The sequence below is a fragment of the Erythrobacter mangrovi genome (assembly GCF_013260645.1).
In the GTDB taxonomy this organism is placed as follows: Bacteria; Pseudomonadota; Alphaproteobacteria; order Sphingomonadales; family Sphingomonadaceae; genus Qipengyuania; species Qipengyuania mangrovi.
Genome location: NZ_CP053921.1, coordinates 2,778,530 through 2,804,348 on the forward strand (window position 1 = coordinate 2,778,530; position 25,819 = coordinate 2,804,348).

Consider the following 25,819-nt stretch of genomic DNA (forward strand, 5'->3'; position numbering starts at 1 on the left):
CGCGACGATCGGTTGACGCTCGCCAGTCGCTGGCGCAAACCCGGTTTCAAGGAGAAACCGGGAGGGGATAAATGCGCAAGGCTTTGCTGGTTGCGTTCGCATGCACCACGCTGGCAGGCTGCGGTTCGGGAATCGGGCCGAGGGCTAGCGAGGCGCAAAAAGGCGATGGCGAGAACACGATAGAGCTCGCCGAGTTTCCCGACCGGCCTTATTGGGGCGATACCCACCTCCACACCGATATCTCGGTCGATGCTTTCGGGTTCGGCGTGCGACTGGGCCCTGAAGATGCCCTGAAGTTCGCGCGTGGTGAAAAGGTGGTGGCTACCACGGGCCTCGACGCCCAGCTCGACCGCCCGCTCGACTTCCTCGTCATCTCTGATCACTCGGATGCGATGGGCGCGACCCGTCGATTGCACGATGCCCCGCGCCTGCTGATCGGCGATCCGACTTTGCGCCGCTGGCACGACATGATGCGTGAGAGCCCCGAACAATCGCAGCGAGCGGTTGCCGAGCTGATTACTGCGGCGGCGAATGACCAGATACCCGAGGCAATGCGCGATCCGGTGCAGCAGGCCAAGGCAACGCGCGACCTATGGACCAATCACGTTGCATTGCTCGATCGCTACAACGAGCCGGGCAAGTTCACCGCCTTCGCTGGCTTCGAATGGAGCCTGATGCCCGATGGAAACAACCTTCATCGCGTGATGATGTTCAGGGACGGCAGCGCGAAGACCGGTCAGGTGGTGCCTTTTCCCGGCCTCGACATGAAGGTCGAACAGCTGTGGGATTACATGGATGCCTATGAAAAGAACACGGGCGGCCACGTCCTGGCAATTCCACACAATTCGAACCTGTCGAATGGGCTGATGTTCGAGATGACCGCACCTGGCGGTGTGCCGATGACAGCCGAGTTCGCCAGGCGCCGCGCCGGTCATGAACCCGTTGTCGAAGCGACGCAGATCAAGGGAGACAGCGAGACCCACCCGCTGCTTTCGCCGAACGATGAATTCGCCGGCTTCGGCGTTGCTGGCTGGGAACTGGGCAACCTGCCACTTACGCGCAAGTCTACGCCCGATATGCTGCCGGGATCCTACGTCCGCTCGGCTCTGCTCCGGGGACTAACCTTGGAACAGCGGCTGGGCGTGAATCCCTATGCCTTCGGCCTGATCGGTTCGACCGACAGCCACACGGCACTCGCGACCGGCGACGAGGACAACTTTTTCGGCAAGCATACCGGGGTCGAGCCGCGACCGGGACGCGCGCTGGAGCCGCAGAATCTTGGCACGCGCGAGGGGCGCTACGGTTGGCATTACCTCGCGGGCGGCTACGCTGCTGCCTGGGCACGCGGCAACACGCGGGCAGAGATCTTCGACGCGTTCAAGCGACGCGAGACCTATGCCACCACCGGCCCGCGCATGGTCCTGCGCCTGTTTGCCGGATTCGACTTCACTGCCAGCGACTGGGACGGTGACTGGGTGCGCACCGGCTACACTCGCGGGGTGCCGATGGGCGGTGACCTGGTAGATACCGGCAAGGCGCCGGTCTTCCTGATCTCCGCCCTCAAGGATCCCGACGGGGCCAATCTTGACCGCATGCAGGTGGTCAAGGGCTGGATCGATGCCAATGGCGAGGCTCAGGAGAAAGTCTACGACGTCGCCTGGTCGGACATGGACGGCAAGCGCGCGCCTGTCGCCGGGAGGATTCCGGCAGTCGGCGACACGGTCGACCGGGCCAATGCCAGCTACACCAACACGATCGGTTCTGCGCAGCTACGCGCGACCTGGACCGACCCCGATTATCGCGCTGGCCAGCGCGCATTCTACTACGTCCGCCTGATCGAAATCCCGACGCCGCGCTGGGTGCTGTTCGACGCCAAGCGGTTCGGCCTCAAACTGCCGAAGGAGGTTATCGAAGCGTCGGTCACGCAGGAACGCGCCTATAGTTCTCCGGTGTGGCTGCGGCCCGCCGCCAAGGCAGGTACGGGTAAGACGTGATCCGCAGCTGGCTGCGCGAACCGCTGGTCCACTTCCTCCTCGCAGGTGCGGCGATCTATGTGCTGGTCGGCTGGTTTGGAAATCCCTACGGCCCGACCGATCGCACGATCGTGCTTGGCGCAGATCGAAAGGCGGAGATTGCCGCCGGCTTCGAGCGGATGATCGGCCGCGCGCCGACCGATTCAGAGCTGGATGGGCTGATCGAACGCTGGTTGCGCGAGGAAATCCTCTATCGCGAGGGCCTACGGCTAGGTCTCGACGCAGATGATCCGGTCGTCCGGCGACGGTTGGCGACCAAGATGGACGAACTTGCCGCCGCCAGCGCCGAAACTGCCGATGTGTCCGATGCCACGCTCGAAGAGTGGCTCAAGAGCCATCCCGAACGCTTTATCGACGGCGGAACGGTCAGCCTGGATCAAGTCTGGTACGCCAGCGAGGAAACCGCGCGTGCGGCGCTCGCTTCGGGGAGGGTGACCGGCAATCCGATCAGCTTGCCACGCAGTGTCGAGGCAATGCCGCGTGCGGAAATGCGCGAAGTCTTCGGCCTGCAATTTGCCCAGGAACTGGCGAAGCTCGCCCCCAAACCTGAATGGCAGGGCCCGATCCCTTCGGGCTTCGGCTGGCATCTCGTGCACCTGCGTGCTCGCGATTTGGGAAGTGTTCCGCCGCTGGCCGAGATCCGCCAACAGGTCGAAGCCGATTGGCGAAGCGAGACAATCGCCGAACGGCGCGAGCGTGCCTATCGCCTGTTGCGCGACGCCTATGTGGTGAAGAAGCGGTGATCCGCTGGCTTGCCGTATTGCTACTTGCGCTGATGGGGGCCTCGCCGGCCTTGGCGGACGAGCTGCGTCCGGTGTCGATCCAGTTCGAGCAGCGCGATGCCAATGGCTGGCGAGTTGCCTGGAAGCAGCCCTTGAGCAGCCCGGCCGACGACCGCTTCGTTATGCCCACCCTACCGCGAGATTGCCGGATTACGAGCGAGCCCAAGCGTGAGATGGCCGCATTGGCGGTGCTTGGCAGTGCCGAGGTTGCCTGTGCCGGAGAAGTTGCTGGCCAACCGATCGGGTGGCCCAACCTCGTCGGGCAAGGCGACGCGATCCTGCGCATCGTCCCGCTCGACCGCCCCGAACAGGTCTACCGCCTCACGGCGGGACAACCGACTGCGGTGTTTGCGGCCCGGCCCGCCGCGGCGCAGGTCTGGCGAAGCTACTTCGTGATTGGGGTCGAACATATCCTGGCGGGCTGGGATCATCTGCTGTTCGTCATTGCGCTGGTCCTGCTAGTCGAGAAGCCCGGGCCGGTGGTGAAGGCTGCGACTGCCTTCACCATCGCGCATTCGCTCACCCTGGCTGCAGTGACGCTGGGCTTCGCTGGCCTGCCGCAGCGCCCGGTCGAGGCGCTCATCGCGCTGAGCATCGTATTCCTCGCGGTCGAAGTGGCGAAGGACGGGCGCAGCACGCTGGCGCGTCGCCTGCCTTGGTTCGTGGCGTTTGTGTTCGGCTTGCTCCACGGCTTCGGTTTTGCCGGGGCACTGCATGAGATCGGCCTGCCCGAAGGCGAAGTGCCTGCCGCGCTGGTGAGCTTCAACCTCGGGGTCGAGGCCGGCCAGCTGCTCGTGATCCTGGGCGTGCTGTTACTGCGCGCGGCTCTGCGTCGCAGCGCACCGAGAGTTGAAACGCCGGCCCTCCGACTGGCAACCTATGCGATCGGCATTACCGGTAGCTTCTGGCTGATCGAACGGATCGCTGGCTGAAGCCGGAAATTCTGCACCTACGGTCAACTTGCCATTCACCCGGTCCATCCTACATAATCGGGAACGAAAGGACCCCTGCGCATGAGCGAGCAGAACCCACAGCAAGAGCCCGAAGGCAACGGACCCAATCCCTGGGTCAGGAGCCTCATGATCTGGGGAGGGATATTCCTCGCCCTGCTGATGGTCGTCTCGATCTTCGGCGGTGGGGCCGCGGGTGGCGGAACCCCGATGGAATATTCCGACTTCAAGGCCAAGGTCGCCGAAGGCACGGTCAAATCGGTAGAGATCTCGGAAAAGTCGATTGTCGGAGAACTCAAGAGCGGTGAGACCTTCTCGACCGTTCCGGTCCCGAGCGACAGCTCGCTTGCCCGGCTGCTCGACGAGAATGGCGTGAAATATTCGGGCAAGACCGCAGAAACCAGCCTTTTCCTGTACCTCCTCGTTCAGATCCTGCCCTTCGTCCTGCTTTTGGGTATCGCGGCGTTCGCACTGCGCCAGGTGCAGAAGGGCGGTGGGGCCGGCGGAGCCATGGGCTTCGGCAAGTCCAAGGCCAAGCTGCTCACCGAACGCCAGGGCAAGGTCACTTTCGACGATGTCGCGGGCATCGATGAAGCGCGCGAAGAACTCGAAGAGATCGTCGAGTTCCTGCGCGATCCGCACCGTTTCTCGAAACTGGGCGGACAGATCCCCAAGGGCGCATTGCTGGTGGGCTCGCCGGGTACCGGCAAGACCCTGCTAGCGCGGGCTATCGCGGGTGAGGCAGGCGTGCCGTTCTTCACCATTTCCGGCTCGGACTTCGTCGAGATGTTCGTCGGCGTTGGTGCCAGCCGCGTGCGCGACATGTTCGAACAGGCCAAGAAGAACGCGCCCTGTATCGTCTTCATCGACGAAATCGACGCCGTCGGTCGCCACCGCGGCCACGGCCTCGGCAACTCGAACGACGAGCGCGAGCAGACGCTGAACCAGCTGCTGGTCGAGATGGATGGCTTCGAGGCCAACGAGGGCATCATCATCATTGCTGCGACCAACCGGCCCGACGTGCTCGATCCGGCGCTGCTGCGCCCGGGCCGCTTCGACCGTCAGGTCGTGGTGCCCGTGCCCGACATCGACGGGCGCGAAAAGATCCTCGGCGTGCACATGAAGAAGCTGCCGCTGGCGCCCGACGTTAACCCGCGCACGATCGCGCGCGGCACGCCGGGCTTCTCCGGCGCGGACCTCGCCAATCTCTGCAACGAGGCGGCGCTGCTGGCAGCGCGCCGCAACAAGCGGCTCGTCGCGATGCAGGAGTTCGAGGACGCCAAGGACAAGGTCATGATGGGCGCCGAGCGCCGCAGCATGGTGATGACCGACGACGAGAAGAAGATGACCGCCTATCACGAGGCGGGCCACGCGCTCGTCTCGATCAACGAGCCGGCCTCCGACCCGATCCACAAGGCGACCATCATCCCGCGCGGTCGCGCGCTGGGCATGGTGATGCGCCTGCCCGAACGCGACAATTACTCGTACCACCGCGACAAGATGCACGCGAACCTCGCGGTCGCCATGGGCGGACGCGTGGCGGAGGAAATCATCTTCGGCCACGACAAGGTCTCAAGCGGCGCGAGCGGCGATATCCAGTATGCCACCAGCCTGGCGCGCAACATGGTCACCCAATGGGGCATGTCCGACAAGCTTGGTCCGCTCCAGTATGAAGAGACCCAGGAAGGCTATCTCGGCTATGGCGGCAGCCAGCGCACTTTCCGTTCGGGCGAGACCAACAAGCTGATCGACGCCGAGATCAAGGAACTGGTCGAAGGCGGGCTGAAGCGCGCGACCCAGATCCTGACCGAACAGGAAGACAAGCTCCACCTGCTGGCGCAGGCGCTCCTCGAATATGAGACCTTGAGCGGCGAGGAAATCGACCAGCTGATGAAAGACGGTCGGATCGACCGCCCCGATCAGCCCAAGGGCCCGGTCACGGTCAAGCCGGTGGCGGGCGGCCTTGTCCCCAAGGCAGGCAAGCGCTTCGGCGGCGAAGGCGCCCCGCAGGGCGCGTGAGGCCTGCCCATTGACGAGTGCGAAGGGCGCCCCCGCTGGGCGCCCTTTTGCTATCTGCGGTCTAGAATGCCCCGAGCACCAGCAGCAGCTGGAGGAACAGGCTCAGGACAATGATGATAAACACGCTGAGCATGCAGAGCCGCCAAAGTGCGGAGAAGCGGGACAGGCCATAGGCACCGCGCAACTGCTTGTAGATATGGATCGGCGGGACGAGGCAGAGCATGGAGACCCATACGGCTTCGCTCACCCCGAACTTCACTGCCACCGACACTGCGATGAACAGCAGCGACATGAAGGCGATCGAGTAGGTCACGAAGATTGCGTGGTCATAGGCGCGGAAGCGGGGCTTCCAGAGGAACAGCAGCCACATGAAGGGGATGGAAAGCGGGATCAGCAGCCAGCTGAACTTGTAGCTGTTCGTTTGCAGCTTGTAGAGCATCAGCCCCGGGTTGCTCCGCCATTTTTCGATCGCCTGATCGATGAAAGGGACGCCGATGCCTGTCTCGCCCAGCCGCTCTATGTCCTCCTCGTCCGCTACGAGCGTACGGGCTTGTTCGAGGCCTTTGAGGTTCTCTTCGTCGCGCGCCAACCGGGCCTTGGCGTCGGCAAGGTTCGGGCTGTCGGGCGACATCGCCGCAACGCGGGCTCGTTGGTCTTCGGTCTGCTTCTTCGCGTTGGCATAGACGTCCTGCATGTTCGACTTGAGCACGTCTGACGTGGTGATCTCGGTCGGAGCGCTAATGCCCACCGCCTGGAACACTGCGAACATCAGGAAGATCGAAAACAGGAAAAGTGCCATCGGGCTGACGAAGCGCGCGCGTTCACCCTCGATATAGCGGCGGGTCAGCTGGCCGGGTTTAAAGACCAGCAGCGGCAACGTCTTCCACGTCTTGCCGTCTAGGTGCAGCGCGCCGTGAAGCAGGTCGTGGCCGAAGGCACCAAGGGTTCGGTGCAAATGCGCCCTCTGGCCGCAGGCATGGCAGTGTTCGCCGATTAACTGCGTGCCGCAGTTGAGGCACGCCCCTTCGGCGAAATGGCCTTTCTCCAGCGCAGGCGTGTCGGGCAGCGCGTTCTTGCCGCGCCCCACTGCCTTAGCGAACAGCCCGCCTTCGACTGCTGTACCCAGCGCATCGCCTATATCGCTCATGTGCCCTCCCGTTCCCGCAAGAATAGGGCGTGCGAGACCATTGCTGCAATGCAAAAAGGCCGCCCAACGGGCGGCCTTTCCACGTTTGCGTATCTGTCAGAGCGGCTTAGCCGTCGTAATCGCCGCCGATCGAGGTCGAGCGGGTCGGTGCCGAGGCGGTGATCCGCAGCGCTTCTGCCGACTGGCTGAGCGAGCCGACTTCATCCATTTCGTCGTCATCGTCCGGCAGGATCTTCTGCAGGTTGGTGACGGCCGCTTCGTGCAGGTCGCCCGGCTTAATCGTCTGCTCGGCGATTTCGCGCAGCGCCACGACCGGGTTCTTGTCGCGATCGCGATCGATGGTCAGTTCGGCGCCGCCCGAAATCTCGCGAGCGCGCTGGGCAGCCAGCAGCACGAGATCGAAACGGTTGGGAACCTTATCTACGCAGTCTTCAACGGTAACGCGCGCCATTCGGGCACTCCGGTCATCTGAATGATTCTGGGAAAGCGCGCCAAATAGGGGGCGCGGCCGCCACAGTCAAGGATTTGCGCGGAGGCGCGGGAGCGGTAAGGCTGTCTGCCAATGGGAGACGAGAACCTCTGCGACAGTCCGATCGACTATAGCGATCCGCCGCCCTTCGCGATGCAGGCGCAAGGCCAGTCGCTGACCTTCTACCCCTCCGGGGCAGATCGCCGCGTCGCCTTGCTCAAGCTGGTCGAGAACGCGCGCGAGTCCCTCGATATCTGTTTCTACATCTTCGCCGAGGATGCCGTGAGCACCGCACTGCGCGACGCGCTGGTCGAAGCGGCACGGCGCGGCGTGGCGGTGACGCTGATTGTCGATCGGTTCGGCGCCTCGGTAACCGATGCCTTCCTGGCGCCGCTGGTCGAAGCGGGCGGGCGAACCTTCTTCTTCAGCCCGCGCTGGGGTTTCCGCTACCTCATCCGCAACCACCAGAAGATGGTCATCGCCGACAATCGCCGGGCGCTGTTCGGTGGCTTCAATATTGCCGACGACTATTTCGCGCCTCCGGAAGAGAACGGCTGGAACGACCTTGCGATCCAGATCGAGGGCGAGGCGGTCGCTGGCCTGACCCAATGGTTCGCGTTGCTGGTGGGCTGGACCGACCAGATGCATGCGCCGTTCCGCGCGATCAACCGGACTGTCCGGCAATGGGAGTGGCGTTCTGCCGACGGCAAGGTGCGCTGGCTGGTTGGTGGCCCGTCGCGCGGTCTGTCGAGCTGGGCGCGCTGTGTCACTCGCGACCTGTTCGAAGGTGACCGGCTGGACATCTTCATGGCCTATTTCTCCCCACCCTACTCGCTCCTGCGACGCATCGGACGGGTCGCGCAAAAGGGCGAAGCCAGGCTGCTGATGGCGGCGAAGAGCGATAATGGCGCGACCCTGGGCGCCACCCGGTCACTCTATCACTACCTGCTGAAGCGCGGGGCGCGGATCTGGGAATTCACCCCCTGCAAGCTGCACACCAAGCTGCTGGTGCTCGACGATGCGACCTATATGGGCAGCGCCAATTTCGACATGCGCAGCCTCTACCTAAATCTCGAGATCGTCTTCCGGGTCGAGGACCCGGCGCTGGCAGAGACGATGCGCGGCTACATCACACGGCATATTGCGGCGTCGGAAGAGATTACGCCGAACGTCCATCAACAGCGCCGCACGCTGTTCAACCGCATGCGCTGGTGGCTGGGCTGGGTGCTGGTCTCGGTGATCGACTATACCGTGACGCGGCGGCTGAACCTGGGGATCTGAGTTACTCGTAATCGTCGTAATGCCGCACGTCGGGGCTCGAGAACTTGGTGAACTCGCTGTGGAACAGCAGCGGGACGTTGCCGGTCGAACCATGGCGTTGCTTGGCGACGATCAGCGTGGCCTTGTTGACCAGTTCGAGGTGCCTCGCTTCCCACTCGGCATATTTCATCCGCACGTCTTCGGAACTGGTCTCGTCCGGCGTGTCGGGCTTGAGCGCGTTGTGATAATATTCGGCGCGGTAGATGAACCACACCATATCCGCGTCCTGCTCGATCGAGCCGGATTCCCTGAGGTCGGACAGTTGCGGACGCTTGTCTTCGCGTTGTTCGACCTGACGGCTGAGCTGCGACAGCGCGACCACCGGGACATGCAGCTCCTTGGCCAGCGTCTTCAGGCCGCGGCTGATCTCGGAAATCTCGTTGACGCGGTTGTCGCTTGCACGACCAGACCCTTGCAGCAGCTGCAGGTAGTCGACGATGACGAGGCCGATATCGTGCCGCCGCTTGAGCCGTCGCGCGCGGGTGCGCAGCGCGCCGATCGTCAGCGCGGGGGTATCGTCGATGTAGAGCGGCAGGTCGGTCAGCTCCTGGCTGGCGAAGCTGAGACGCTGGAACTCGTCGCGGCTGAGGCGGCCCGAACGCAGCTTCTCGCTGGAGATTTCGGCCTGCTCGGCAAGGATACGCGTGGCCAGCTGGTCGGCGCTCATTTCGAGACTGAAGAAGGCGACACCCGCGCCAGGCGATTTCTCGCGCTCGATTCCCGCCCGCAGGTCGTCCATCAGCCGGCGCGCGGCATTGAAGGCGATATTGGTCGCCAGCGAGGTCTTGCCCATTGCCGGGCGGCCCGCGAGGATCACCAGGTCCGAATTGTGCAGGCCGGAGGTCTTTTCGTTGATCGTGTCGAGTCCGGTGGTCTTGCCCGAAAAGCGCCCGCCCGAATTCATAGCCGCCTGCACCACCTGCAGCGCGCCGAAGGCGGCGGTGCGGAAGGTCTGCGCTTCGCTCCCCGTGCTGGCACCTTCGGCCACGCGGTAGAGATCGGCTTCGGCCTGCTCGATCTTCTTTAGCGGTTCGACTTCGTCCGAAGTGTCGAGCGCGCCTTCGACCAGGTTGCGGCCCACGCTGACCAGTTCGCGCAGCAATGCGAGGCTGTAGATTTGCTCGGCCAGCTCGCGCGGGTGGAGCAGGCCCTGTCCATCGGCGGTAAGCTGCGCGAGATAGGTCGTCCCGCCCAACTGCTTCATCGCCTCGTCGCTCTCGAAATAGGGCTTGAGCGTGACGGGGGTGGCTACCGAATTGCGGTCGAGCAGCTTGAGCACGCGTTCGAAGATACGCTGGTGTACCGGCTCGTGGAAATGCAGCGGGCTGAGCGGCGTCTGCAGCTCTTCGATTACCTTATTGTCGATCAGCACCGCACCGAGGAACGCCGCCTCCGCTTCGAGGTTGGCGGGCAGCTGCGGACCGGCGCTGCCGATAGCGGCGGCCGAATCGGCAGTGCGAAGAAGGAGATCGGTGTCGGCCATAGCGGAACCATGCGGGAAGCGGATTCGGCTGTGAAGTCGGTTTCCAAACTCGCCGAGGATAGGTCTGTGGAAGCCTGAGGAATTTTTTCGCTTTCAGATTCCCGTCGCAGCCAGGTGAACAAAATTCCGTCCCACCTTGCCCCGCATCGCCGCAGTTGCGAAAGCGTTACATAGGCATGACCGAATCCGCTTCCCCTCCTGGCGACCACCGCATCGCGCATATCGAGCTCGACGAGGCGACGATCATCTGGCGCAACGCCGATATCGAACAGGAACGCCGCATTGCGATCTACGACCTGATCGAGGACAACGTGTTCAAGCCGTTGCGTGCGGCGGAGCGTGGAGCGACGGGCCCTTATAACCTGCGCTTGGCGGTGCAGGACGGGCGGCTGCTGATGACCATTGCCGACAAGGACGACCAGTTGCTCGAGGAGCTGTTGCTCGGTCTCGCCCGCTTCCGTCGCCCGATCCGCGAATATTTCGCCATCTGCGACAGCTATTACCAGGCGATCCGCAAGGCGACGCCGATGGAGATCGAAACGATCGATATGGCGCGCCGCGGGGTCCACAACAATGCTGCCGAACTGTTGCTCGAGCGCCTCGAAGGCAAGGTCGAAACCGATTTCGCCACGGCGCGACGATTGTTCACGCTGATCTGCGTGCTGCACATCAAGGGTTGAGGCGATGGCGCGGCGCAAGCGAAGCCGGCGCAGGCCCTTTCGCCTGTCGCGCGGAATGAAGATGGGGTTGTTTCTGTTGCTGCTGATCGGGGTAGCGGCAGTCTATGCAGCATACGAGGGCCGCAGCTGGCGGCCCGATGAGTCAGTGTGGCCCGATCAGGGTGCGCTGGTTTCGGCAGCCGATGGCCCGGTGGCGTTCGATACGCTGCATGGGCTGGGCGGCAAGTTCGTCTATCTCGAAGCGAGCGAAGGCAGCACGGGCCATGATATTGGCTTTGCCCAGAACATGGTCCGCGCGCGGGCTGCCGGGCTGGAGGTCGGTGCCGTGCATCGCTTTGATCCGTGCCAGGCCGCAGACGGGCAATCGGCCAATTTCGTGACCATGGTTCCGCGCGATCGCGACCTGCTGCCGCCTGCAATCCTGCTCGAGGATACGACCGAGCACTGCGCTGAGCACGTCTCCAAGGCTGCCGTGCAGAGCGAGCTGATCACGCTGGTCAACCAGATCGAGGCGCATACCGGGAAGCCAGTGATCCTCGCGCCGATTGAGGAGTTCGAAGCGGCCTATGGTGTGTCGCAGCGGATCGATCGCCAGCTCTGGTTGACGCGGAGCTGGTTCGAGCCCGATTACGCGGCGCGGCCCTGGCTGATGTGGACCGCCAATCGCTGGTACAAAAGTGAGGCCGCTGGCCAGCCACTGCGTTGGGTGGTGGTACGGCCGTTGTGAGGAAGTGCACATGACCGACCAAGAGCTGATCGCCGCCGCTCGAGACGCCGCTGCAAACTCCTATTCGCCCTATTCGAACTTCGGGGTCGGCGCCGCGTTGCTGTTCCAGGATGGCAGTGTGGTCACCGGCACCAATGTCGAAAACGCGAGCTACGGTCTCGCGCTATGCGCGGAAACGGTGGCGGTGGCCAAGGCGATGGCGGATGGCGTGCGTGGCGGGCTCGAAAAGGTCGCGGTGACCGGCCCCGGTGCTGAGCCGATCACGCCCTGCGGTCGATGTCGCCAGGTACTCAATGAACTTGCACAGCTTGGCGGGACCGATCCTGAGATCCTTTGCGTCGGGCCGGATAGCGTAGCCCGTGTGCGCTTGTCGCAGCTGCTCCCCCACGCCTTCGGGCCCACCAGTCTCGCATGATCGATCGTCGGGCGGCGCTTGGCGGGATTGGCGCCTTGGCCGCTTTCGTCGCGTTGCCTGCACCGGGATTGGCCGCCGCATCGCGCAAGCCGCCCCGGCTGCGGTTGGGTGACACGGTCGGGCTTGTCGCCCCGGCTAGCGCGGTCACCTTGCCCGACGAGCTCGATCGTGCGGTCTATTGGATCGAGGCGATGGGCCTCGTGCCCAAACTCGGCACTCATGTCACCGAACAGGACGGCTATCTCGCTGGAAGCGATGCGGCTCGCGCGGCCGACCTCAACGCCATGTTCGCCGATCCGGAAGTGCGTGCGCTCTTCGCGGTGCGAGGCGGCTGGGGCGGGGCGCGTGTGCTGGAGCTGCTCGACTGGTCCTCGATCTGTGCCCATCCCAAGCTGTTGATCGGATACAGCGATACGACGGCGCTGCATCTCGCAATCGCCGCGCGCGGTGGCTTCCCGACGATCCATGGTCCAAACGGCGCGAGCCGCTGGGAAAAGGCGAGCTGGGAGAGCCTGTGGCGTCTCGCTTTCACCGGCGAAGCGCCCGTACTAGGGGGCGAAGCGATGGAACAGGTGGTCGGTCGGCCGGGCCGCACAATCACCGGTGGGCGGGCTAGCGGACGGCTGCTCGGCGGCAATTTGACGATCATCTCGACGCTGATGGGTACACCCTGGTTGCCCGACTTTACCGGAGCGGTGCTGTTCCTCGAAGACGTCAATGAAGCCGAATACCGCGTCGACCGGATGCTCCTGCAGCTCAAGCTCGCGGGTGTGCTCGATGCGCTGGCAGGGGTGGTTTTCGGCCAATGCACGCGCTGTAGTGACAGCGAACCGGGTGCCGTCGGCTTTACGCTGGACCAGGTGGTCGATCACCACCTCGCGCCGCTCGGCATCCCGACCTTTGCCGGGGCGAACATCGGCCATATCACCAACCAGCTTTGTCTGCCCTCGGGCGTGCGGGTCGAACTCGATGCCGATGCGCGCACGCTGAGGGTGCTGGAGCCGATGGTCGACTAAGCTTCGTTGCGCAGCTCGGCGAAGGCTGGTCCGGCGCCGTAATCGACCGAGTCGCCGATGGTGAGGAATGTCTCCCACACCACGCCTTGCGGATCGGCGGCCCATTGCTTGCGCGAGCGTGCATAGCAGCAGGTGGTTTCCTTCTCCTCGATCACCGGCCGGTCGGCCTCCTGAAGTCGGGCGAAGACCTCGGCCAGTTCGGCCTCGTCCTCGACCTGGATGCCGAGGTGTTCGACCCCGTGCGCCGCGCGCTGCGAGATGGCGAAGTTGACCCGCGGATCGTCGAGCATCCACTTGGCGTAGTCGGGTTTCACGACACTCGGTTCGGCAGCGAACAAGGTCGAATAGAAGCCGATCGAATGTTCGAGGTCGGCGACGCCGACGTGGACATGCAGGCGTTTCATGCGGAAATCTCCTTGGTCGGGTCGGCGGTGCAGCCATCGGCCTCGCAGCAGTTTTCGAGAAGGTAGCCGACCAGTGTTTGGATCGCGGCGAAGTCGGCGCGGTAGATGATCGTGCGGTGTTGGCGTTCTTGGGTCACCAGCCCGGCCTGGCTCAGCTGGGCGAGGTGGAACGACAGCGAACTGGGGGCGAGGCCGATCGCTTCGGCAATCGCGCCCGCGGCCATGCCGGTCTTTCCCGCGCGGACCAGCTGCCGAAGGGTAGCCAGCCGGTGATCCTGTGCCAGGGCTCCGAAGGCGGCAATGGCGTCAACGTCGTTCATGCGCAGCAGTCCTTCTTGGGTCTTGGGACGTCGAGCATGTGGGAGGGGATGTTGCCCACCGCATGATGGCAACACAGCTGGAGCTGTCGCGCTATCGTGGCGAGCCACCTGTCGAGACGAGAGGGTTGGGTCATTTCGAGAATCCTTCAATTCGATGATGATCGAAATGAAGGATTGCATTACGCCTGTCAATGACGTTTTGATGAAAATCGAAATGAGAATGTCCGTGTGTCCCGGCGCGGGCGGTGCTAGACCGCCCCCGTCAGGAGAAACTCCCATGAAATTCGTGTCGCTTAAGTCCCGCGGGGGCGACTATCTCGTCGTCGCCAGCAATGTCGCATGGTTGCGTACCGGCGAAAACGGCCAGACGCTGGTCGGTATCGTCGGCAGCAGCCCGCTGCTGGTTACCGGGAGTATCGAAGAGGTGGCCCGCCAGATCCAGGAGGACTGACGGGCCGGCCGGGTTTCAGGCGTCCTTGCCGTCGAGCCATTCGAGTAGCGCGGCGAGGCAGTCGCGCGCCAGCATCTTACAGCGTTCGGGGCTCCAGCCCTGCTCAGGCTCAGGCTTGGCCGGATTGTCCTTGTAGGGCATTTCCAGCGTCATCGAGGTGGCGCCGAAACGTTCCGCGACCTGCGTGGTGCTCATGGTCATGTTGGCCCCACCACGCTTGGCCTTGGCATAACCCTGCTCGGTCTGGAAATCGGGGGTGCGGCGGTCGAGGATACGCTCGTAGCGATAGAACCGCTCGCCATGTTCCTCGGTCCAGCTGGGAATGCCCTCATAGCCGGCCAGGAACGCCACCGGGATCGCCTCGTCGCCGTGGACGTCCATCGCGAAGTCGACGCCCGTTTCATCCATGGCGTTGCGGATGGCGAGCACTTCGGGGCTCTTTTCGGGCGTCGGGGTTTCCCATTCGCGGTTGAGGTTCACGCCTACCGCGTTGGTGCGCAAGTGCCCGCGACGCGAACCGTCGGGATTTGCGTTAGGCACGACATGGATGCGGCAACGCTGGCGCAGCTCGCGGCCTACGCTGTCGGTGGGATCGGTGAGCACTTCGAGTGCGCCTTCCATCCACCATTCGGCTTGCGTTTCGCCCGGGTGCTGGCGGGCATAGAGCCATACCTGGAATTCGCCTTCACCCATCTCAAGACAGTCGATCGGCTGCCCGTCGAGCGTGGTGCCGAGATGGCGGTAGGTAACGCCTTCAGACGCGGCGGCTTCGGCCACGAGATCGTGGTGCCGCTCCATGGAATAGGGCGCGAAGTAGGCGAAGTAGGCGATGTCGCTGGCCGGGGCGTAGCGGATGGTCAGCGTGCCGTTGTCGGCGTCCTTGTCCCAGCTTGAGGCTGCTCGGCCCCAGTAGTCGCGGTCCTCGGAGGCGCATGCATCATAGCCGGGCCAACCGCCCGGGTAGGCGCTGCCATTGAGTCCGGTGATCTTCAGTTCCAGCTCGCGCCCGTCGGCACCACTGACGCGAAAGTGGAACCATTGCGCGAATTCGCTCATGTTGTCCTTGCGAACGGCCAGCTTTGCCGTCGCACCGTCCACCGACAGCACTTCGATGTTGCCGCTGTCGAACCCGCAATCGATCCTGATATCGCTCACTCGGAAACCTTCACTTCTATCGTTTCGCCATTGTTGCCGGGGAAGTCCCGGAACAGCGCGGAGGCGACCGTCTGAGCGTTCGCCGCCCCCTGTGCAAGGGGTGAATTCTCGGGTGGCCGGAAATCGGCGCGGCCCTCCCACAGGCTGGAATCGCCATCCTTTTCACCGATTCGCACCGTGAGTTCGGTGCCGATCCGATCCTTGGGGCCGCCGCCAAGATTGATGCCGATGCCAAGGCCTACGCCCGAACCATAGCTGCCGGTCGATCCGCCGACGCCGACATTGACCGGACCACGGCGCTTGCCCGCTTCGATCAGGCCGCGCTGGACACCGACATGCGCGATCAGCCGGGCCGATCCCCGATCGGCTTCGATGAAGCCAAGCCGCACCAGTTCAGCCGCGACTGCCGCCTTATAGGGGGCCAGCTCGAGCGTACTGGAATCGGCACCTGGCATGGCTTCGACAAAGAAGGTTCCACGGCCAACTTCGCTCAGCCGTTCGGGCGCCACAAAGCGCGTGACCTCGACGGGCCCCGTTGGTGTGGCACAGGCTGACAAGGCAAGCGCTGCGGCAAGGCCGAATAGTGCGTGTGAGGCTTTCATCCTGCGATCCTTTCACGTCTCTTCGTGTGGTTGTGACACCGGGCAAGCTGCTGGCAACCACAATCCGCATGGGGACGCTTGCGGGGGCCCCTAGATTCCTTGCCGTTACCAAATCGTATGCTAGGGCCGCGGCTCATGGTCGATAGCAGAAAAGTGCCCGTGCTCGTTACTGGCGGAGCTGGCTATATCGGCAGCCATGCCGTGCTTGCGTTGGTTGACGCCGGCTGGCCCGTCGCGGTCATCGACAATCTTTCGACCGGATTTGCCTTTGCGGTGCCCGACGGTGTGCCCCTCTATGAGGGGGATACCGCCGACGAGGCACTGCTCGCCAGGATCATCGCCGAACAGGGGATCGACGCAATCATGCATTTCGCCGGGTCGATCATCGTTCCTGAATCGGTCGAGAATCCGCTCAAGTATTATGACAACAACACGGTGAAGAGCCGTGCGCTGATTGCCGCGGCCGTGGCCGGCGGGGTCGATCACTTCATCTTCAGTTCGACCGCTGCAACCTATGGTATCCCTGCGGTCGAACGGGCGGCGGAGGATACGCCGAAAGAGCCGATCAACCCCTATGGTTGGTCGAAGTTGATGACCGAACGGATGCTGGCCGATGCCAGCGCTGCGCATGGCTTCAACTTCTGCGCGCTGCGCTATTTCAATGTCGCGGGGGCCGATCCGCAGGCACGCACGGGTCAGTCGACCGCGGGGGCGACGCATTTGATCAAGGTCGCTTGCGAAGCGGCCACGGGCAAGCGCACGCATGTCGGCGTGTTCGGGACTGACTTCGACACGCCCGACGGCACGGGCGTGCGCGATTATATCCATGTTAGTGACCTCGCCGCGGCGCATGTGCTCGCGCTCGAGGCGCTGATCGAGCAGCCGGATCGCTCGTTGACCTTGAACTGCGGCTACGGGCGGGGGTTCTCGGTGCTCGAGGTACTCGATGCGGTCGACCGCGTCACCAATCGTACGATCGAACGGCGGATCGAGCCACGCCGGGCGGGGGAACCGGGACAGCTTATTTCCGATCCTTCGCGGATTCGTGCTACGCTGCCATGGCAGCCGCAATATGCCGACCTCGACACGATCGTGGCCCACGCACTACAATGGGAGCGCCGCCTCGCGGAAATCCGTGGAGACGGTTGACGGGAATCGCTTCCCCCGTTAACGGGCGCGCTTGAATTCGGCGCGTCGGGGGCCCAACTCCGGCGCGTATTTATTTGATGAGATAGACCATGAAGATCCGCAACAGCCTCAAGTCGCTCAAGGACCGCCACCGGGATTGCCGTGTGATCCGTCGTCGCGGGCGCACCTACGTCATCAACAAGACCAACCGCCGCTTCAAGGCCCGTCAGGGCTGATTCGGGCGCGCCGCCCCTTGGCGGCGGCAGTCTTGCAGGCCGGCCCGGCTCCGAAAGGAGCGCGGGCCGTTCGCGTTTGAGGTGACGAAGTGACAGTCTCTGCCGTGGTCTTCGACGTGGGGCGGGTACTCTACCAATGGGAACTCGCCTATCTGTTCCGCCAGATCGTCGACGACCCCGTCCGGCTCGAGAAAGTGATCTCCGAAGTTGTCACCGAAGAGTGGCACTTTCAGCACGACGCGGGCCGTCCGCTGGCGGAGATGGTGCCCGAACGGATCGCGCTTTTCCCGGATTTCGAAGCGGAGATCCACGCCTACGCGACGCGCTTCAACGATACCATTCCAGGGCCTGTGCCCGGCAGCCATGCATTGGTGGACAGGCTCGATGCCGCGGGCGTGCCTCTGTTCGCGATCACCAATTTCGGGGCCGACCTATGGGCGGGATTTCGGCCAACCGCGCCGCTGTTGGATGTCTTCCACGATATCGTGGTTTCGGGTGAGGAGCGGCTGGCGAAGCCCGACCCCGCGATCTTCGCCCTGGCCGAGCAGCGGTTTGGCCATCCTGCCGCAACCATGCTGTTCGTCGACGATAACGCCGCCAATATCGCAACTGCACGTGCCTGCGGTTGGCAGGTCCACCATTTCACCGAAGCCGCACGGCTCGAAACCGATCTCGTCGAGCGCGGTCTCATCACGCAGGCATAAAAAGAGGGCTCCGGCGAACTAACGCCGAAGCCCTCGAGGAAACCCACCGATGGAGAGGGTGGGGGGAAGTCAGATCAGCCGTTGCACTTGGCCAGGGCGTCTTCCGCTAGGGCTTCGCCACGGGCGGTGAAGCCGGTAATGTCGCCATGCTCCTTCTGAAGCTCGCGACACACGCGCAGCGGGCGCGAATTGCTCTTCGGGGCGACGCACTTGGTGCCCTTGCAGCTCCAGGCGACGCCACCGGCGATGACGGTGCCCTTCTCGGCCGGCTTGCTCAGCTCGACGGTGTAGAAGGGTTCGCTGGCGGCAGCAGCGGCTGGGGTAGGGGTGATCGCTGCGCCAAAGGTCAGCGAAGTCCAGGCAACGGCGCCAATGATTGCTCCAAGGCTGGTCGAGCGGGGGAGATTGAGGGTCATGGGGAGGGTCCTTCTCGCTTGCAATTTTCTCAACAGTGATTGCTATTTCTGCAATATAAGTTTCAATTAGCAACCCGTTGCGAATCGCTACCTAGTGGTTTAAGTTGCGCAAAGCAACCCGATTTTTTGAAAAATTTGGCTTCTGAGATTTTCACGCTAAGTAGGTTGCAGGAAGAGGACTGATCTTATGGGCGATATCCGCGAACCGCTGCGTGAACTTACCGAGTGTGGCTTGCCGCAAGCGCTTGAAGTCATGGGAGAACGCTGGTCTTTCATGATCCTGCGCGCCAGCTTTAACGGCCTGCATCACTTCGAGGAATTCCTCAGCGAGCTCGGGATCGCGCGCAATATCCTTTCGAATCGACTAGCAAAGCTTGTCGAGCACGGCATTCTTAAGCGCGATCCCTGCCCCGACGATCGGCGCAAGATCGAGTATCGCCTGACCGACAAGGGCTTCGACCTGCTGCCTGCGATGGTGGCCCTGCGCCAGTGGGGCCAGAAGTACGGCGCCGAGGTGAGCGAGAATCCCGTCCTTGTGGATGAACGCGACCGCCTTCCGATCGGCCCAACCTCGATTCTCAGCCACGATGGCCGCATCCTTGGTCCGTCCGATCTCTACCTGGTCGAACGCAAGAACCTTGGTGTTCGTGCCGACGGTACCCGCGCCGAACCGGTCGGGGCGCTGCAGGCCGGTTCGGTGGTTGCCATCGATGCCGCTCGCGCCGCGCGCGACGCCGCCTGAGCGGATCTTGACCTAGTAGCCGGGAGGCGGAGTGCGGCTGATCGTATAGTCGATCCTGATTCGCACCCATTGGCCGACCTGAGGGCGCCCACCGATCTGCGGTGGGCGAACCTTGAACTGCCAAGCGGCCGCGAGCACCGCGCGGCCGATTCCCGACCCCTGCGGCGATTCACCCACCAGCACGCAGTTCTCCACCCGGAATTTCGGGGCGGTCTGGCAGTTGATCAATCCCCAGCCTGGCCCGGACGCCGTCGAGAGGTAACCAGCCAGCTCGTCGTGCGTCGGCTCGCGATACCAACGCGCTGCATAAAGCGGTTCGCCATTGGGGCCACTGCCTGCGATTCGCTGCGAGTCTCCCGACCGGGCCGTGTCGGCCGGACCCACCGGCCCGGCTGCCTGCGCCGGCTTTGCTGGCGGGACGCGCGCGATGTCTAGCTGCCGCATGGTGTCGGGCGATACGGGAATCAGCGCAGGCGGCTGCTTCTCCGGAGTCGGGATTTGCGGGGTCTCGGGCGGTTCTCTCGGCGGTTCAGGCCGGGGTTGGGGCTGTGCCGCGGCATCTTTCGGGGCCTTATCGGGCTCCTCCGCAGGCTCGGGCGCATCATTCACGTCACTCGCAGCGAAAGTCACCAGCGATTCGTTGTCGGGTTCGCCCTGCGGCTTTGCGGCGCCCAGCGACAGCAACAAGGCGATCAACAAGGCTTCGAACAGGACGGCAAGCGCGATCCCGATCACGCGCTGACGCGTTTCGGGCGGCAATTCGGACCATGCGACGCGCGAGGGCGCACCACCGCTGGAACGAAACTCGGCAATGCGCTGCAGCAAGGACATCGACCTCAAAATCGGCCCAAGGCCGCGCCCGTTTACCGGTCCCCCTCCGCGGCCATGGGCGGGATTGCGGGCGAATTCAAGGCCGCCGTGACGTCACCATAAACCGCAAAAGATAGTTTGGCTGCGTGACGTCATCGTTAAAGTGATCTCAACACGTCGTGGCCATAGAGGACCCAATTCGCGAAGTTTTGAGTGAGCCGGATTCGCTGTGATCGATATCGAAATCCAAAATGAGACGCACCAGACGGTCTTCCAGATCAAGGTCGTGACCGTACCACGCATCGGTGAGGGCATTCGCCTGAAAGAGCCGAACGGTTCCTGGGCGTCATACGACATCCTCGATGTTTGGTACCAGAAGGCCGACTATGGAGACGTGTGGATGCCCTATATCCATGTCCGCATGACGCCGGATGAGCTGAGGGCAGTCGAGATGGCCAAGTCGAACCCCATGGTTGACCGTAGCCAGGCCATGCCGATCGAGCAGTTCCTCGCCAAGTTCGAGGGTGATCGGGAACATGAGACGGTGAGGCTTAACCTCGACCTGAGCGAGGATTGAGTCAGGCGCGCGGAGCCATCCGGCGGTAGCTGAGCGCTTCCGCCAGATGGATACGCCCGACCTCTTCCACTCCTGCGAGATCCGCGATCGTTCGTGCCACTCGCAGCATGCGGGTGTAGCCGCGCGCCGACAGGCGCATTGCGGTCGTTGCCTGCATCAGCAGGTGGCGGCCCTGTTCGTCAGGCGTGGCGAATCGCTCGAGCGCGTCCCCGTCGAGTTCGGCATTGGTGCGTACCCCGGTCTCTCCGGCGCGCGCCGTTTGGCGCTGCCTGGCGGCGAACACACGCGCAGCAACTTCCGCACTGCCTTCTGACGGTGGCGGCAACGCCAGATCGGCGGCGCTGACGGGGTCGACTTCGACATGCAGGTCGATCCGATCGAGCATCGGCCCACTGACCTTGCCCTGGTAATCCGCGGCGCACCGTGGTGCACGACTGCAGGCGAGCGCGGCATCGCCCAGATGTCCGCAACGGCACGGGTTCATTGCCGCCACCAGTTGGACATTGGCGGGAAAGGTGACATGCGCGTTGGCGCGGGCAACGTCGACCTTGCCTGTTTCGAGCGGCTGGCGCAGCGAATCGAGCACAGCGCGCTGGAATTCCGGCATTATGTAGCAAGCGCACCAAATAAGAGGCGGACGCCTACGCCTACGATGTGATACGTATCGAATATGGGGACACAGCACGCAATCACTGCCCTACGCGACAAGCGCGGGGAACTCGCCGGGACCATCGACGCCTTGCAGGATCAACTTCGGCAAGCATTCATCGACATGGACCACATAGACGCCACGCTGCGCATGTTCGTGCCGGATATCGAACTGGACGAGATAAAGCCCAAGCCGCTCCCACCACGTCACAGGGCCTTCAAGGGACAGGTCACGCGCGCAATCCTCGCCATGCTGCGCAAGGAAGGGCCGATGGACGCGAAAGCTATCACGTTGCGCCTCATGGCCGAACGCGAGCTAAACGTGAACGACAGCGGCCTACAGAAGGCGATGCACAAGCGGATAGGGGCGGCACTACGGAACTTGCGGGAGCGAGTGCTGGTATGTTCGGAGAAAGGAAAAGGCGGGTTGCTGGTGTGGAGCCTAGCCAAAAACCCATAGGGCAAAGCCAAGCAGTATCAGGCCGAGCAACAAGGCAAATTCTATCCGTTCTTTCATTTTCGACCCTGTGGATAACTTACGGACGCCTGAAAAGGTGATTCGACTCAACACGCTAGGCGAAGTATTAACCATCCAGACCTTTGGCCGCGTGGCGGAATGGTAACGCACCCCTTTTGCAATGGGGAAGTCCTGTGTAGCGCAGGTGCAGGTTCGAGTCCTGTCGCGGTCTCGCAAAAAGGTTGGAACGGTGAGCGCGCTACACGCTCACCAACCCCCTCATAAATCGAGTCAGTGAATCAGTCAGGCTGGATTCATCGACAAAATCCTATAGCAAAATTGTTGGAATTTTTACGCGCTGCGCGTAGTGCAGCACAGAACGCTCAATTTTCTGCATCGCTACCTGACGTTTGTCAGTGCATTAAATTGGGACGTTCGGCGGGCAGAAATGCCCGTCTCTGGAGAGAGACCAGAGTGGAGACCGCTACAGGTCAAAGGTTGAGGGGGTCAGTCGTAAGGCTGGCCCCCAAACTATTTTAGCGCTGCCAGTACCCCGCCCACTGGCGGCTCTGACGCGATGCCATAGCGGCTTCCAACACCATCGCAGCCTGCCCGCCATTCGAGACGCGGCGGTTATCCTCGCGGAACGAAGCCTCATGCGCATAGGCTTGCAGGTACGGACCTGCGATATGGTGGTGCGTACCAACTTCCATCCGGCGAAGGCGCGAGAAGAAGCTTTCCGCCTGATTGGTGCAAGCAATGCCATCCGAGTACGCAACCGTGTGGTTGATGCGGTACGTATCGAACTTGGCGTGTAGGTCATCCCAGTGCGAAGCTTCGTCGGCATGGACGGTCGACATGTGGTGGATGCTCGCGGAAATCATTTCCCCGCCGCGCGCTTCGCTCTTGGCGACGATGGCAAGCGACTGACCACCGCGTTCGCGGCCCACGACCACCACCTGGCGCTTGCCAGTCTGATTGATTGCAAGGCGACGGTCACGGCGATTGTCCTTGCGATTTGCGGGGCGGACGTGACCGCCAAAATAGGCACCGTCCAATTCGACTTCGCCGGAAAGGGTGCGGCCAATATCTTCGCGCGCCATCGCTTCGCGCAGTTTGTGCGAGAGGACGAAGGCAGTCTTGTATTGCACGTCCAGATCACGGCTCATTTGCAGGGCGCTGATACCCTTTGCGCCATTCACGAAGATGACAATCGCAGCGAGCAGGTCGGTGTACGACAGCTTGCGCGAGGCAAAGATCGTACCGCTGGTGACGCTGTACTGGTGGTAGCAGGCAACGCACTTGAACTTGCGGCGGGTCGAGATGTGATAGGCGTCCGTGCAGCCGCACTTGGGGCACACAGGCTCACCGTCCGTGTCCGGCCAACGCAGGTCACAGAATACACCGTAAGCGGCATCCTCGCCCATGCGAAATACCTTCGCCAGCGAGAGAGTGCGGGCCTTTGCGGAGAGAAGAAAGTGTTGTGCCATGTCATCGTTTCCAGTGCTTATGCACTCTTTATGATGACATCATGTACTCTTGTCAATGGCAAATGCATCGCGTATAGTGATATTTAGCATCACAGGAGCGGCATATGCCCGTCAAGGAAAAGGAATGGGAGGACCGCGTTAAGGGCCTCCTGAAAGCCGAGTTAAAGCGAAAGAACGTGACCTATGCCGAGCTGGTCGGGAGACTGGCGGACATTGGGGTTCACGATACCGAGCCGAACATTCGCAACAAGATCAGTCGCGGTAAGTTTACTTCGGTGTTTCTTGTTCAATGTCTGACGGCAATCGGGGTGACTGAGTTGCGCCTATGACTGATTGTCCTTCAATTTTCGGCGGAGGTCATCGCGCACTTCGCGATTATAATATTCCCCGCCCAACTCTCGTATCTGCTCCTTGAGTTCGGCCAAAACGCCCTTCGACGCGAAATTGCATTCCCCATCTTCGTCCTCAATGACGATTGCCAACTCTACCAATGTGAGGTCGTCATTCACATGATCTTCCTTGTGCAGAAGCTTGAACACCAGCTTTCGGCGCTCCCACAAGGTATCGCGCCCATCCCTTTCCCCTGAGATCAGGTCGATGCAATAGTCTCTGAAATGCAGTGCGGCCACTCTCACCCGGTAGTCATAAGAGAGTTGATTGATGAGGGTGTCGATCTCAACAACAAGCTTATTGATCTGATCGGCGCTATAACCAGCCTGCAACATCGGCTCTGTTTTGAGGTTGGCGATGGCTGACAGCTTCGCCAGCGCCACGCTCAGCGCCTTGCGGTTATCTAGGCTAAATTGGCGCAGGTCGGCCCTGAGAAGCCGCTCGGGCCTTTCGATCTCCCCGACCAGCGCCTCTTTTTCGTCCTGGTCCTCTTTCCAGACGAAATAAGAAGCCGCGACCAAGCGCAGGACAACCACAGCGAGGACTGTCATTGCAACGCCTAGGAAAAGGGTCTCTTGGACTGAGTCTGTCATCTCAGCACCCGCCATCCAAAGCGCGAGCGTGGCAAATGGCACAATTAATATTGTCAGCCTGTCGGTCAGAAGAACCGACTTCTGGGCGGCCCGATTGAACAGCAAGCCAAGATACTTGAGAAAGTTCATAGTAGAGTCTTGCTCCATTTCGCCGCCAAAATGGATTCGGTTCTAGGCGAGGGTCAATCGCATCGCCAGTGATTACAGCCGCCCTCATGCGCAGGGCTTCCGTAATCGGTTTGGTGCGCTTGCTACATAATGCCGTGGAATTCGGGCAATTCGTCGAGGAACAGCACGCCGAGATGGGCAAGGCTCACCTCTCCCGGCTTGACCTTGAGGCCGCCGCCGGTGAGCGCAGCCATGCTCGCCGAATGATGCGGCGCGCGGAACGGCCGGGCGCGGCTGATACGCCCATCCTCCAGCGTGCCCGCGACCGATTGGACCATGCTGACCTCCAGCGCCTCGGCTGGGGTCAGGGGGGGCAGGATCCCCGGAAGGCAGCTCGCCATCAGCGACTTGCCTGCGCCCGGCGGTCCAACCATCAACAGGTTGTGCCCACCTGCGGCAGCGATCTCCAGCGCTCGCTTGGCACCTTCCTGCCCTTTTACCTGCTTGAGATCCGGCCCGGCTCCCGGTTCTTCCACTTCCCCTGGCACGGGTTCGGGCAGGCGTTGCGTGCCCTTGAGGTGGTTGAGTAGGCTCGCCAGGTCGGGAGCAGCGCAGACCGGCACCTCGCTCGCCCAGCGTGCTTCGGAACCCTGCGCATACGGGCAGATCAGGCCCAGCTCCTGCTCGCTGGCATGCAGCGCGGCGAGCAGGACGCCGGGCGAGGGCACTACTCGCGCGTCGAGCGCCAGCTCGCCCACCGCAATCCAGTCGGTCAGCTGCTCGGCATCGGTAACGCCCATCGCCGCGAGCAGCGCGAGCGCGATCGGCAGGTCGTAGTGGCTGCCTTCCTTGGGTAGGTCGGCTGGCGAGAGATTGATGGTGATGCGCTTGGGCGGCAGGGCCAGCCCCATGCTAGCGAGTGCGGCACGCACCCGCTCTTTGCTTTCGCCCACGGCCTTGTCGGCCAGTCCGACGATGTTGAACTTCGGCAAGCCCGGGGCGACCGAGCATTGCACCTCTACGCCGCGAGCCTCGAGCCCGAGATAGGCGACCGTTTTGACCAGCGCGACCAGCGTTAACTCCTACCTCGTGGCAGTCCCCAGTGGATGCGCGCAAGAAATTGATTTGTCGAGAGGAAACCGGACCGTTTCGGTAGTCAAGCGATGCCCTTGCCGGGGTGTTAAGCATGAGCCTTGGGGAGCTGGCAAGCAGCCTGGCTGCATCGGTTCGGCATGCTTCGACTCGCGGCCGCCCTGTTTTCGCTATTGGGTCTTGCCATTGCCGCACCGGCCGCGGCTCAGTCGCTGAACCTCGTCGCCATGCCGATCGTCTATGTGTCGAAGCCAGTTGTGCAACAGGTCCATGCCGGTCGTGCGATTGCTCCCGCAGTGCAGTCCACCACCCGGGTCAAGCAGCAGGAACCCGCCGGCCTCGCGGCCGCACGCACGCAGTACCAGATGTCGGCGACCCCGCTGCCGCTGTGGAAGGCTTCGCCCGCCATCGACCGGCAGTATCGCAACTACAATCGCGGGATCGCGCAATAAGGC

29 protein-coding genes, 1 tRNA gene and 2 pseudogenes are annotated in these 25,819 nt (G+C 62.7%); 19 read left to right on the forward strand and 13 right to left on the reverse strand.

What is annotated here, in order from left to right:
- Nucleotides 1-71 precede the first annotated feature (71 nt).
- From HQR01_RS13800 to ftsH, 4 genes are all read left to right on the forward strand, one after another.
- Nucleotides 72-1,994, forward strand: coding sequence for a DUF3604 domain-containing protein (locus HQR01_RS13800; RefSeq protein WP_173215529.1), 1,923 nt, complete (start codon nucleotides 72-74; stop codon nucleotides 1,992-1,994).
- Entirely contained in the window at nucleotides 1,991-2,776 is a 786-nt protein-coding gene (locus HQR01_RS13805; RefSeq protein ID WP_173215531.1) for a peptidyl-prolyl cis-trans isomerase, read from the forward strand. The genes HQR01_RS13800 and HQR01_RS13805 overlap by 4 nt, the downstream gene beginning before the upstream one ends.
- Nucleotides 2,773-3,747, forward strand: a complete 975-nt coding sequence (locus tag HQR01_RS13810) for a HupE/UreJ family protein (RefSeq protein WP_173215533.1) — start codon at nucleotides 2,773-2,775, stop codon at nucleotides 3,745-3,747. Before HQR01_RS13805 ends, HQR01_RS13810 begins: the two co-directional genes overlap by 4 nt.
- Before the next feature lie 81 nt (nucleotides 3,748-3,828).
- On the forward strand, nucleotides 3,829-5,784 hold the full coding sequence (ftsH, locus tag HQR01_RS13815) for an ATP-dependent zinc metalloprotease FtsH (protein ID WP_173215535.1): 1,956 nt from the start codon (nucleotides 3,829-3,831) through the stop codon (nucleotides 5,782-5,784).
- Nucleotides 5,785-5,845: 61 nt separating this feature from the next.
- Here ftsH and HQR01_RS13820 read toward each other — a convergent pair whose 3' ends face one another.
- Nucleotides 5,846-6,931, reverse strand: coding sequence for a DUF3667 domain-containing protein (locus HQR01_RS13820; protein WP_173215537.1), 1,086 nt, complete (start codon nucleotides 6,929-6,931; stop codon nucleotides 5,846-5,848).
- Between the two features lie 106 nt (nucleotides 6,932-7,037).
- Entirely contained in the window at nucleotides 7,038-7,382 is a 345-nt protein-coding gene (gene rpoZ, locus HQR01_RS13825; protein WP_173215539.1) for a DNA-directed RNA polymerase subunit omega, read from the reverse strand.
- Nucleotides 7,383-7,493: 111 nt separating this feature from the next.
- On the opposite strand from rpoZ, the gene HQR01_RS13830 reads away from it, so the two are divergent.
- Nucleotides 7,494-8,681 carry a phospholipase D-like domain-containing protein gene (locus HQR01_RS13830; protein ID WP_173215541.1) on the forward strand — a complete coding sequence of 396 codons (1,188 nt, stop codon included), beginning with the start codon at nucleotides 7,494-7,496 and terminating at the stop codon, nucleotides 8,679-8,681.
- 1 nt (nucleotide 8,682) lies between these two features.
- Here the strand turns inward: HQR01_RS13830 and HQR01_RS13835 are convergent, their stop codons facing one another.
- Nucleotides 8,683-10,203, reverse strand: a complete 1,521-nt coding sequence (locus HQR01_RS13835) for a replicative DNA helicase (protein ID WP_173215543.1) — start codon at nucleotides 10,201-10,203, stop codon at nucleotides 8,683-8,685.
- 176 nt (nucleotides 10,204-10,379) lie between these two features.
- Here HQR01_RS13835 and HQR01_RS13840 point away from each other — a divergent pair, with 176 nt between their 5' ends.
- The 4 genes from HQR01_RS13840 to HQR01_RS13855 all read left to right on the forward strand — a co-directional run bounded on the left by HQR01_RS13840 (nucleotide 10,380) and on the right by HQR01_RS13855 (nucleotide 13,041).
- The gene (locus HQR01_RS13840; RefSeq protein WP_173215545.1) at nucleotides 10,380-10,883 is read left to right on the forward strand and encodes a UPF0262 family protein; all 504 of its coding nucleotides are present in this window, start codon (nucleotides 10,380-10,382) and stop codon (nucleotides 10,881-10,883) included.
- A 61-nt stretch (nucleotides 10,884-10,944) separates the two neighbouring features.
- Nucleotides 10,945-11,610, forward strand: coding sequence for a glycoside hydrolase family 25 protein (locus HQR01_RS13845; protein WP_234030184.1), 666 nt, complete (start codon nucleotides 10,945-10,947; stop codon nucleotides 11,608-11,610).
- 10 nt (nucleotides 11,611-11,620) lie between these two features.
- Nucleotides 11,621-12,025 (forward strand): cytidine deaminase, encoded by a 405-nt coding sequence (locus HQR01_RS13850; protein ID WP_173215549.1) that lies wholly within the window; start codon nucleotides 11,621-11,623, stop codon nucleotides 12,023-12,025.
- Nucleotides 12,022-13,041, forward strand: coding sequence for a S66 peptidase family protein (locus HQR01_RS13855; RefSeq protein ID WP_173215551.1), 1,020 nt, complete (start codon nucleotides 12,022-12,024; stop codon nucleotides 13,039-13,041). Before HQR01_RS13850 ends, HQR01_RS13855 begins: the two co-directional genes overlap by 4 nt.
- On the opposite strand, the gene HQR01_RS13860 is transcribed toward HQR01_RS13855, so the two are convergent.
- Nucleotides 13,038-13,445 carry an ArsI/CadI family heavy metal resistance metalloenzyme gene (locus HQR01_RS13860; protein WP_173215553.1) on the reverse strand — a complete coding sequence of 136 codons (408 nt, stop codon included), beginning with the start codon at nucleotides 13,443-13,445 and terminating at the stop codon, nucleotides 13,038-13,040. The two genes, HQR01_RS13855 and HQR01_RS13860, sit on opposite strands and share 4 nt — an antisense overlap.
- Nucleotides 13,442-13,765 (reverse strand): ArsR/SmtB family transcription factor, encoded by a 324-nt coding sequence (locus HQR01_RS13865; RefSeq protein WP_173215556.1) that lies wholly within the window; start codon nucleotides 13,763-13,765, stop codon nucleotides 13,442-13,444. Before HQR01_RS13865 ends, HQR01_RS13860 begins: the two co-directional genes overlap by 4 nt.
- Before the next feature lie 277 nt (nucleotides 13,766-14,042).
- Between HQR01_RS13865 and HQR01_RS13870 the strand changes: the two genes are divergently transcribed.
- Nucleotides 14,043-14,216 (forward strand): hypothetical protein, encoded by a 174-nt coding sequence (locus tag HQR01_RS13870; protein WP_173215558.1) that lies wholly within the window; start codon nucleotides 14,043-14,045, stop codon nucleotides 14,214-14,216.
- 15 nt (nucleotides 14,217-14,231) lie between these two features.
- Here the strand turns inward: HQR01_RS13870 and HQR01_RS13875 are convergent, their stop codons facing one another.
- Both HQR01_RS13875 and HQR01_RS13880 read right to left on the reverse strand, forming a co-directional pair.
- A complete protein-coding gene (locus HQR01_RS13875) occupies nucleotides 14,232-15,371 on the reverse strand; it encodes a M14 family metallopeptidase (protein WP_173215560.1) in 1,140 nt (379 codons plus the stop codon).
- Nucleotides 15,368-15,973, reverse strand: a complete 606-nt coding sequence (locus HQR01_RS13880; RefSeq protein ID WP_173215562.1) for a DUF4136 domain-containing protein — start codon at nucleotides 15,971-15,973, stop codon at nucleotides 15,368-15,370. Before HQR01_RS13880 ends, HQR01_RS13875 begins: the two co-directional genes overlap by 4 nt.
- 135 nt (nucleotides 15,974-16,108) lie before the next feature.
- Here HQR01_RS13880 and galE point away from each other — a divergent pair, with 135 nt between their 5' ends.
- The 3 genes from galE (at nucleotide 16,109) to HQR01_RS13895 (ending at nucleotide 18,041) form a co-directional block, all read left to right on the forward strand.
- Nucleotides 16,109-17,122: a UDP-glucose 4-epimerase GalE gene (gene galE, locus HQR01_RS13885; RefSeq protein WP_173215564.1), complete on the forward strand. Its 1,014-nt coding sequence runs from the start codon at nucleotides 16,109-16,111 to the stop codon at nucleotides 17,120-17,122.
- An 89-nt stretch (nucleotides 17,123-17,211) separates the two neighbouring features.
- Nucleotides 17,212-17,337, forward strand: a complete 126-nt coding sequence (ykgO, locus tag HQR01_RS13890; RefSeq protein ID WP_029941846.1) for a type B 50S ribosomal protein L36 — start codon at nucleotides 17,212-17,214, stop codon at nucleotides 17,335-17,337.
- An 89-nt stretch (nucleotides 17,338-17,426) separates the two neighbouring features.
- Nucleotides 17,427-18,041: an HAD family hydrolase gene (locus HQR01_RS13895; RefSeq protein ID WP_173215566.1), complete on the forward strand. Its 615-nt coding sequence runs from the start codon at nucleotides 17,427-17,429 to the stop codon at nucleotides 18,039-18,041.
- A gap of 74 nt (nucleotides 18,042-18,115) precedes the next feature.
- Here HQR01_RS13895 and HQR01_RS13900 read toward each other — a convergent pair whose 3' ends face one another.
- Nucleotides 18,116-18,457 carry a CC_3452 family protein gene (locus tag HQR01_RS13900; protein ID WP_173215568.1) on the reverse strand — a complete coding sequence of 114 codons (342 nt, stop codon included), beginning with the start codon at nucleotides 18,455-18,457 and terminating at the stop codon, nucleotides 18,116-18,118.
- A gap of 187 nt (nucleotides 18,458-18,644) precedes the next feature.
- Between HQR01_RS13900 and HQR01_RS13905 the strand changes: the two genes are divergently transcribed.
- Nucleotides 18,645-19,199: a winged helix-turn-helix transcriptional regulator gene (locus tag HQR01_RS13905; RefSeq protein WP_173215570.1), complete on the forward strand. Its 555-nt coding sequence runs from the start codon at nucleotides 18,645-18,647 to the stop codon at nucleotides 19,197-19,199.
- A gap of 12 nt (nucleotides 19,200-19,211) precedes the next feature.
- Here the strand turns inward: HQR01_RS13905 and HQR01_RS13910 are convergent, their stop codons facing one another.
- Nucleotides 19,212-20,030, reverse strand: a complete 819-nt coding sequence (locus HQR01_RS13910; protein ID WP_173215572.1) for a hypothetical protein — start codon at nucleotides 20,028-20,030, stop codon at nucleotides 19,212-19,214.
- 208 nt (nucleotides 20,031-20,238) lie between these two features.
- Between HQR01_RS13910 and HQR01_RS15150 the strand changes: the two genes are divergently transcribed.
- A complete protein-coding gene (locus tag HQR01_RS15150) occupies nucleotides 20,239-20,586 on the forward strand; it encodes a hypothetical protein (RefSeq protein ID WP_188115103.1) in 348 nt (115 codons plus the stop codon).
- Nucleotide 20,587: 1 nt separating this feature from the next.
- On the opposite strand, the pseudogene HQR01_RS13920 reads toward HQR01_RS15150, so the two are convergent.
- Nucleotides 20,588-21,193 (reverse strand): annotated as a pseudogene (locus HQR01_RS13920) (ATP-binding protein); the annotation flags it as partial.
- A 63-nt stretch (nucleotides 21,194-21,256) separates the two neighbouring features.
- Between HQR01_RS13920 and HQR01_RS13925 the strand changes: the two are divergent.
- Both HQR01_RS13925 and HQR01_RS13930 read left to right on the forward strand, forming a co-directional pair.
- Entirely contained in the window at nucleotides 21,257-21,694 is a 438-nt protein-coding gene (locus HQR01_RS13925) for a hypothetical protein (RefSeq protein ID WP_173215574.1), read from the forward strand.
- Between the two features lie 142 nt (nucleotides 21,695-21,836).
- Nucleotides 21,837-21,923 (forward strand) — tRNA-Ala (locus tag HQR01_RS13930).
- A gap of 304 nt (nucleotides 21,924-22,227) precedes the next feature.
- Here the strand turns inward: HQR01_RS13930 and HQR01_RS13935 are convergent.
- The gene (locus HQR01_RS13935; protein ID WP_173215576.1) at nucleotides 22,228-23,181 is read right to left on the reverse strand and encodes an IS1595 family transposase; all 954 of its coding nucleotides are present in this window, start codon (nucleotides 23,179-23,181) and stop codon (nucleotides 22,228-22,230) included.
- A 104-nt stretch (nucleotides 23,182-23,285) separates the two neighbouring features.
- Here HQR01_RS13935 and HQR01_RS13940 point away from each other — a divergent pair, with 104 nt between their 5' ends.
- Nucleotides 23,286-23,510, forward strand: a complete 225-nt coding sequence (locus HQR01_RS13940) for a DUF6471 domain-containing protein (RefSeq protein WP_173215578.1) — start codon at nucleotides 23,286-23,288, stop codon at nucleotides 23,508-23,510.
- Here the strand turns inward: HQR01_RS13940 and HQR01_RS13945 are convergent.
- Entirely contained in the window at nucleotides 23,505-24,293 is a 789-nt protein-coding gene (locus tag HQR01_RS13945; protein WP_173215580.1) for a hypothetical protein, read from the reverse strand. The genes HQR01_RS13940 and HQR01_RS13945 overlap by 6 nt on opposite strands.
- A 137-nt stretch (nucleotides 24,294-24,430) precedes the next feature.
- A pseudogene (locus HQR01_RS13950) lies at nucleotides 24,431-25,345 on the reverse strand (YifB family Mg chelatase-like AAA ATPase); the annotation flags it as partial.
- 159 nt (nucleotides 25,346-25,504) lie between these two features.
- On the opposite strand from HQR01_RS13950, the gene HQR01_RS13955 reads away from it, so the two are divergent.
- On the forward strand, nucleotides 25,505-25,816 hold the full coding sequence (locus tag HQR01_RS13955) for a hypothetical protein (RefSeq protein WP_173215582.1): 312 nt from the start codon (nucleotides 25,505-25,507) through the stop codon (nucleotides 25,814-25,816).
- The last annotated feature ends 3 nt before the right edge of the window (nucleotides 25,817-25,819 follow it).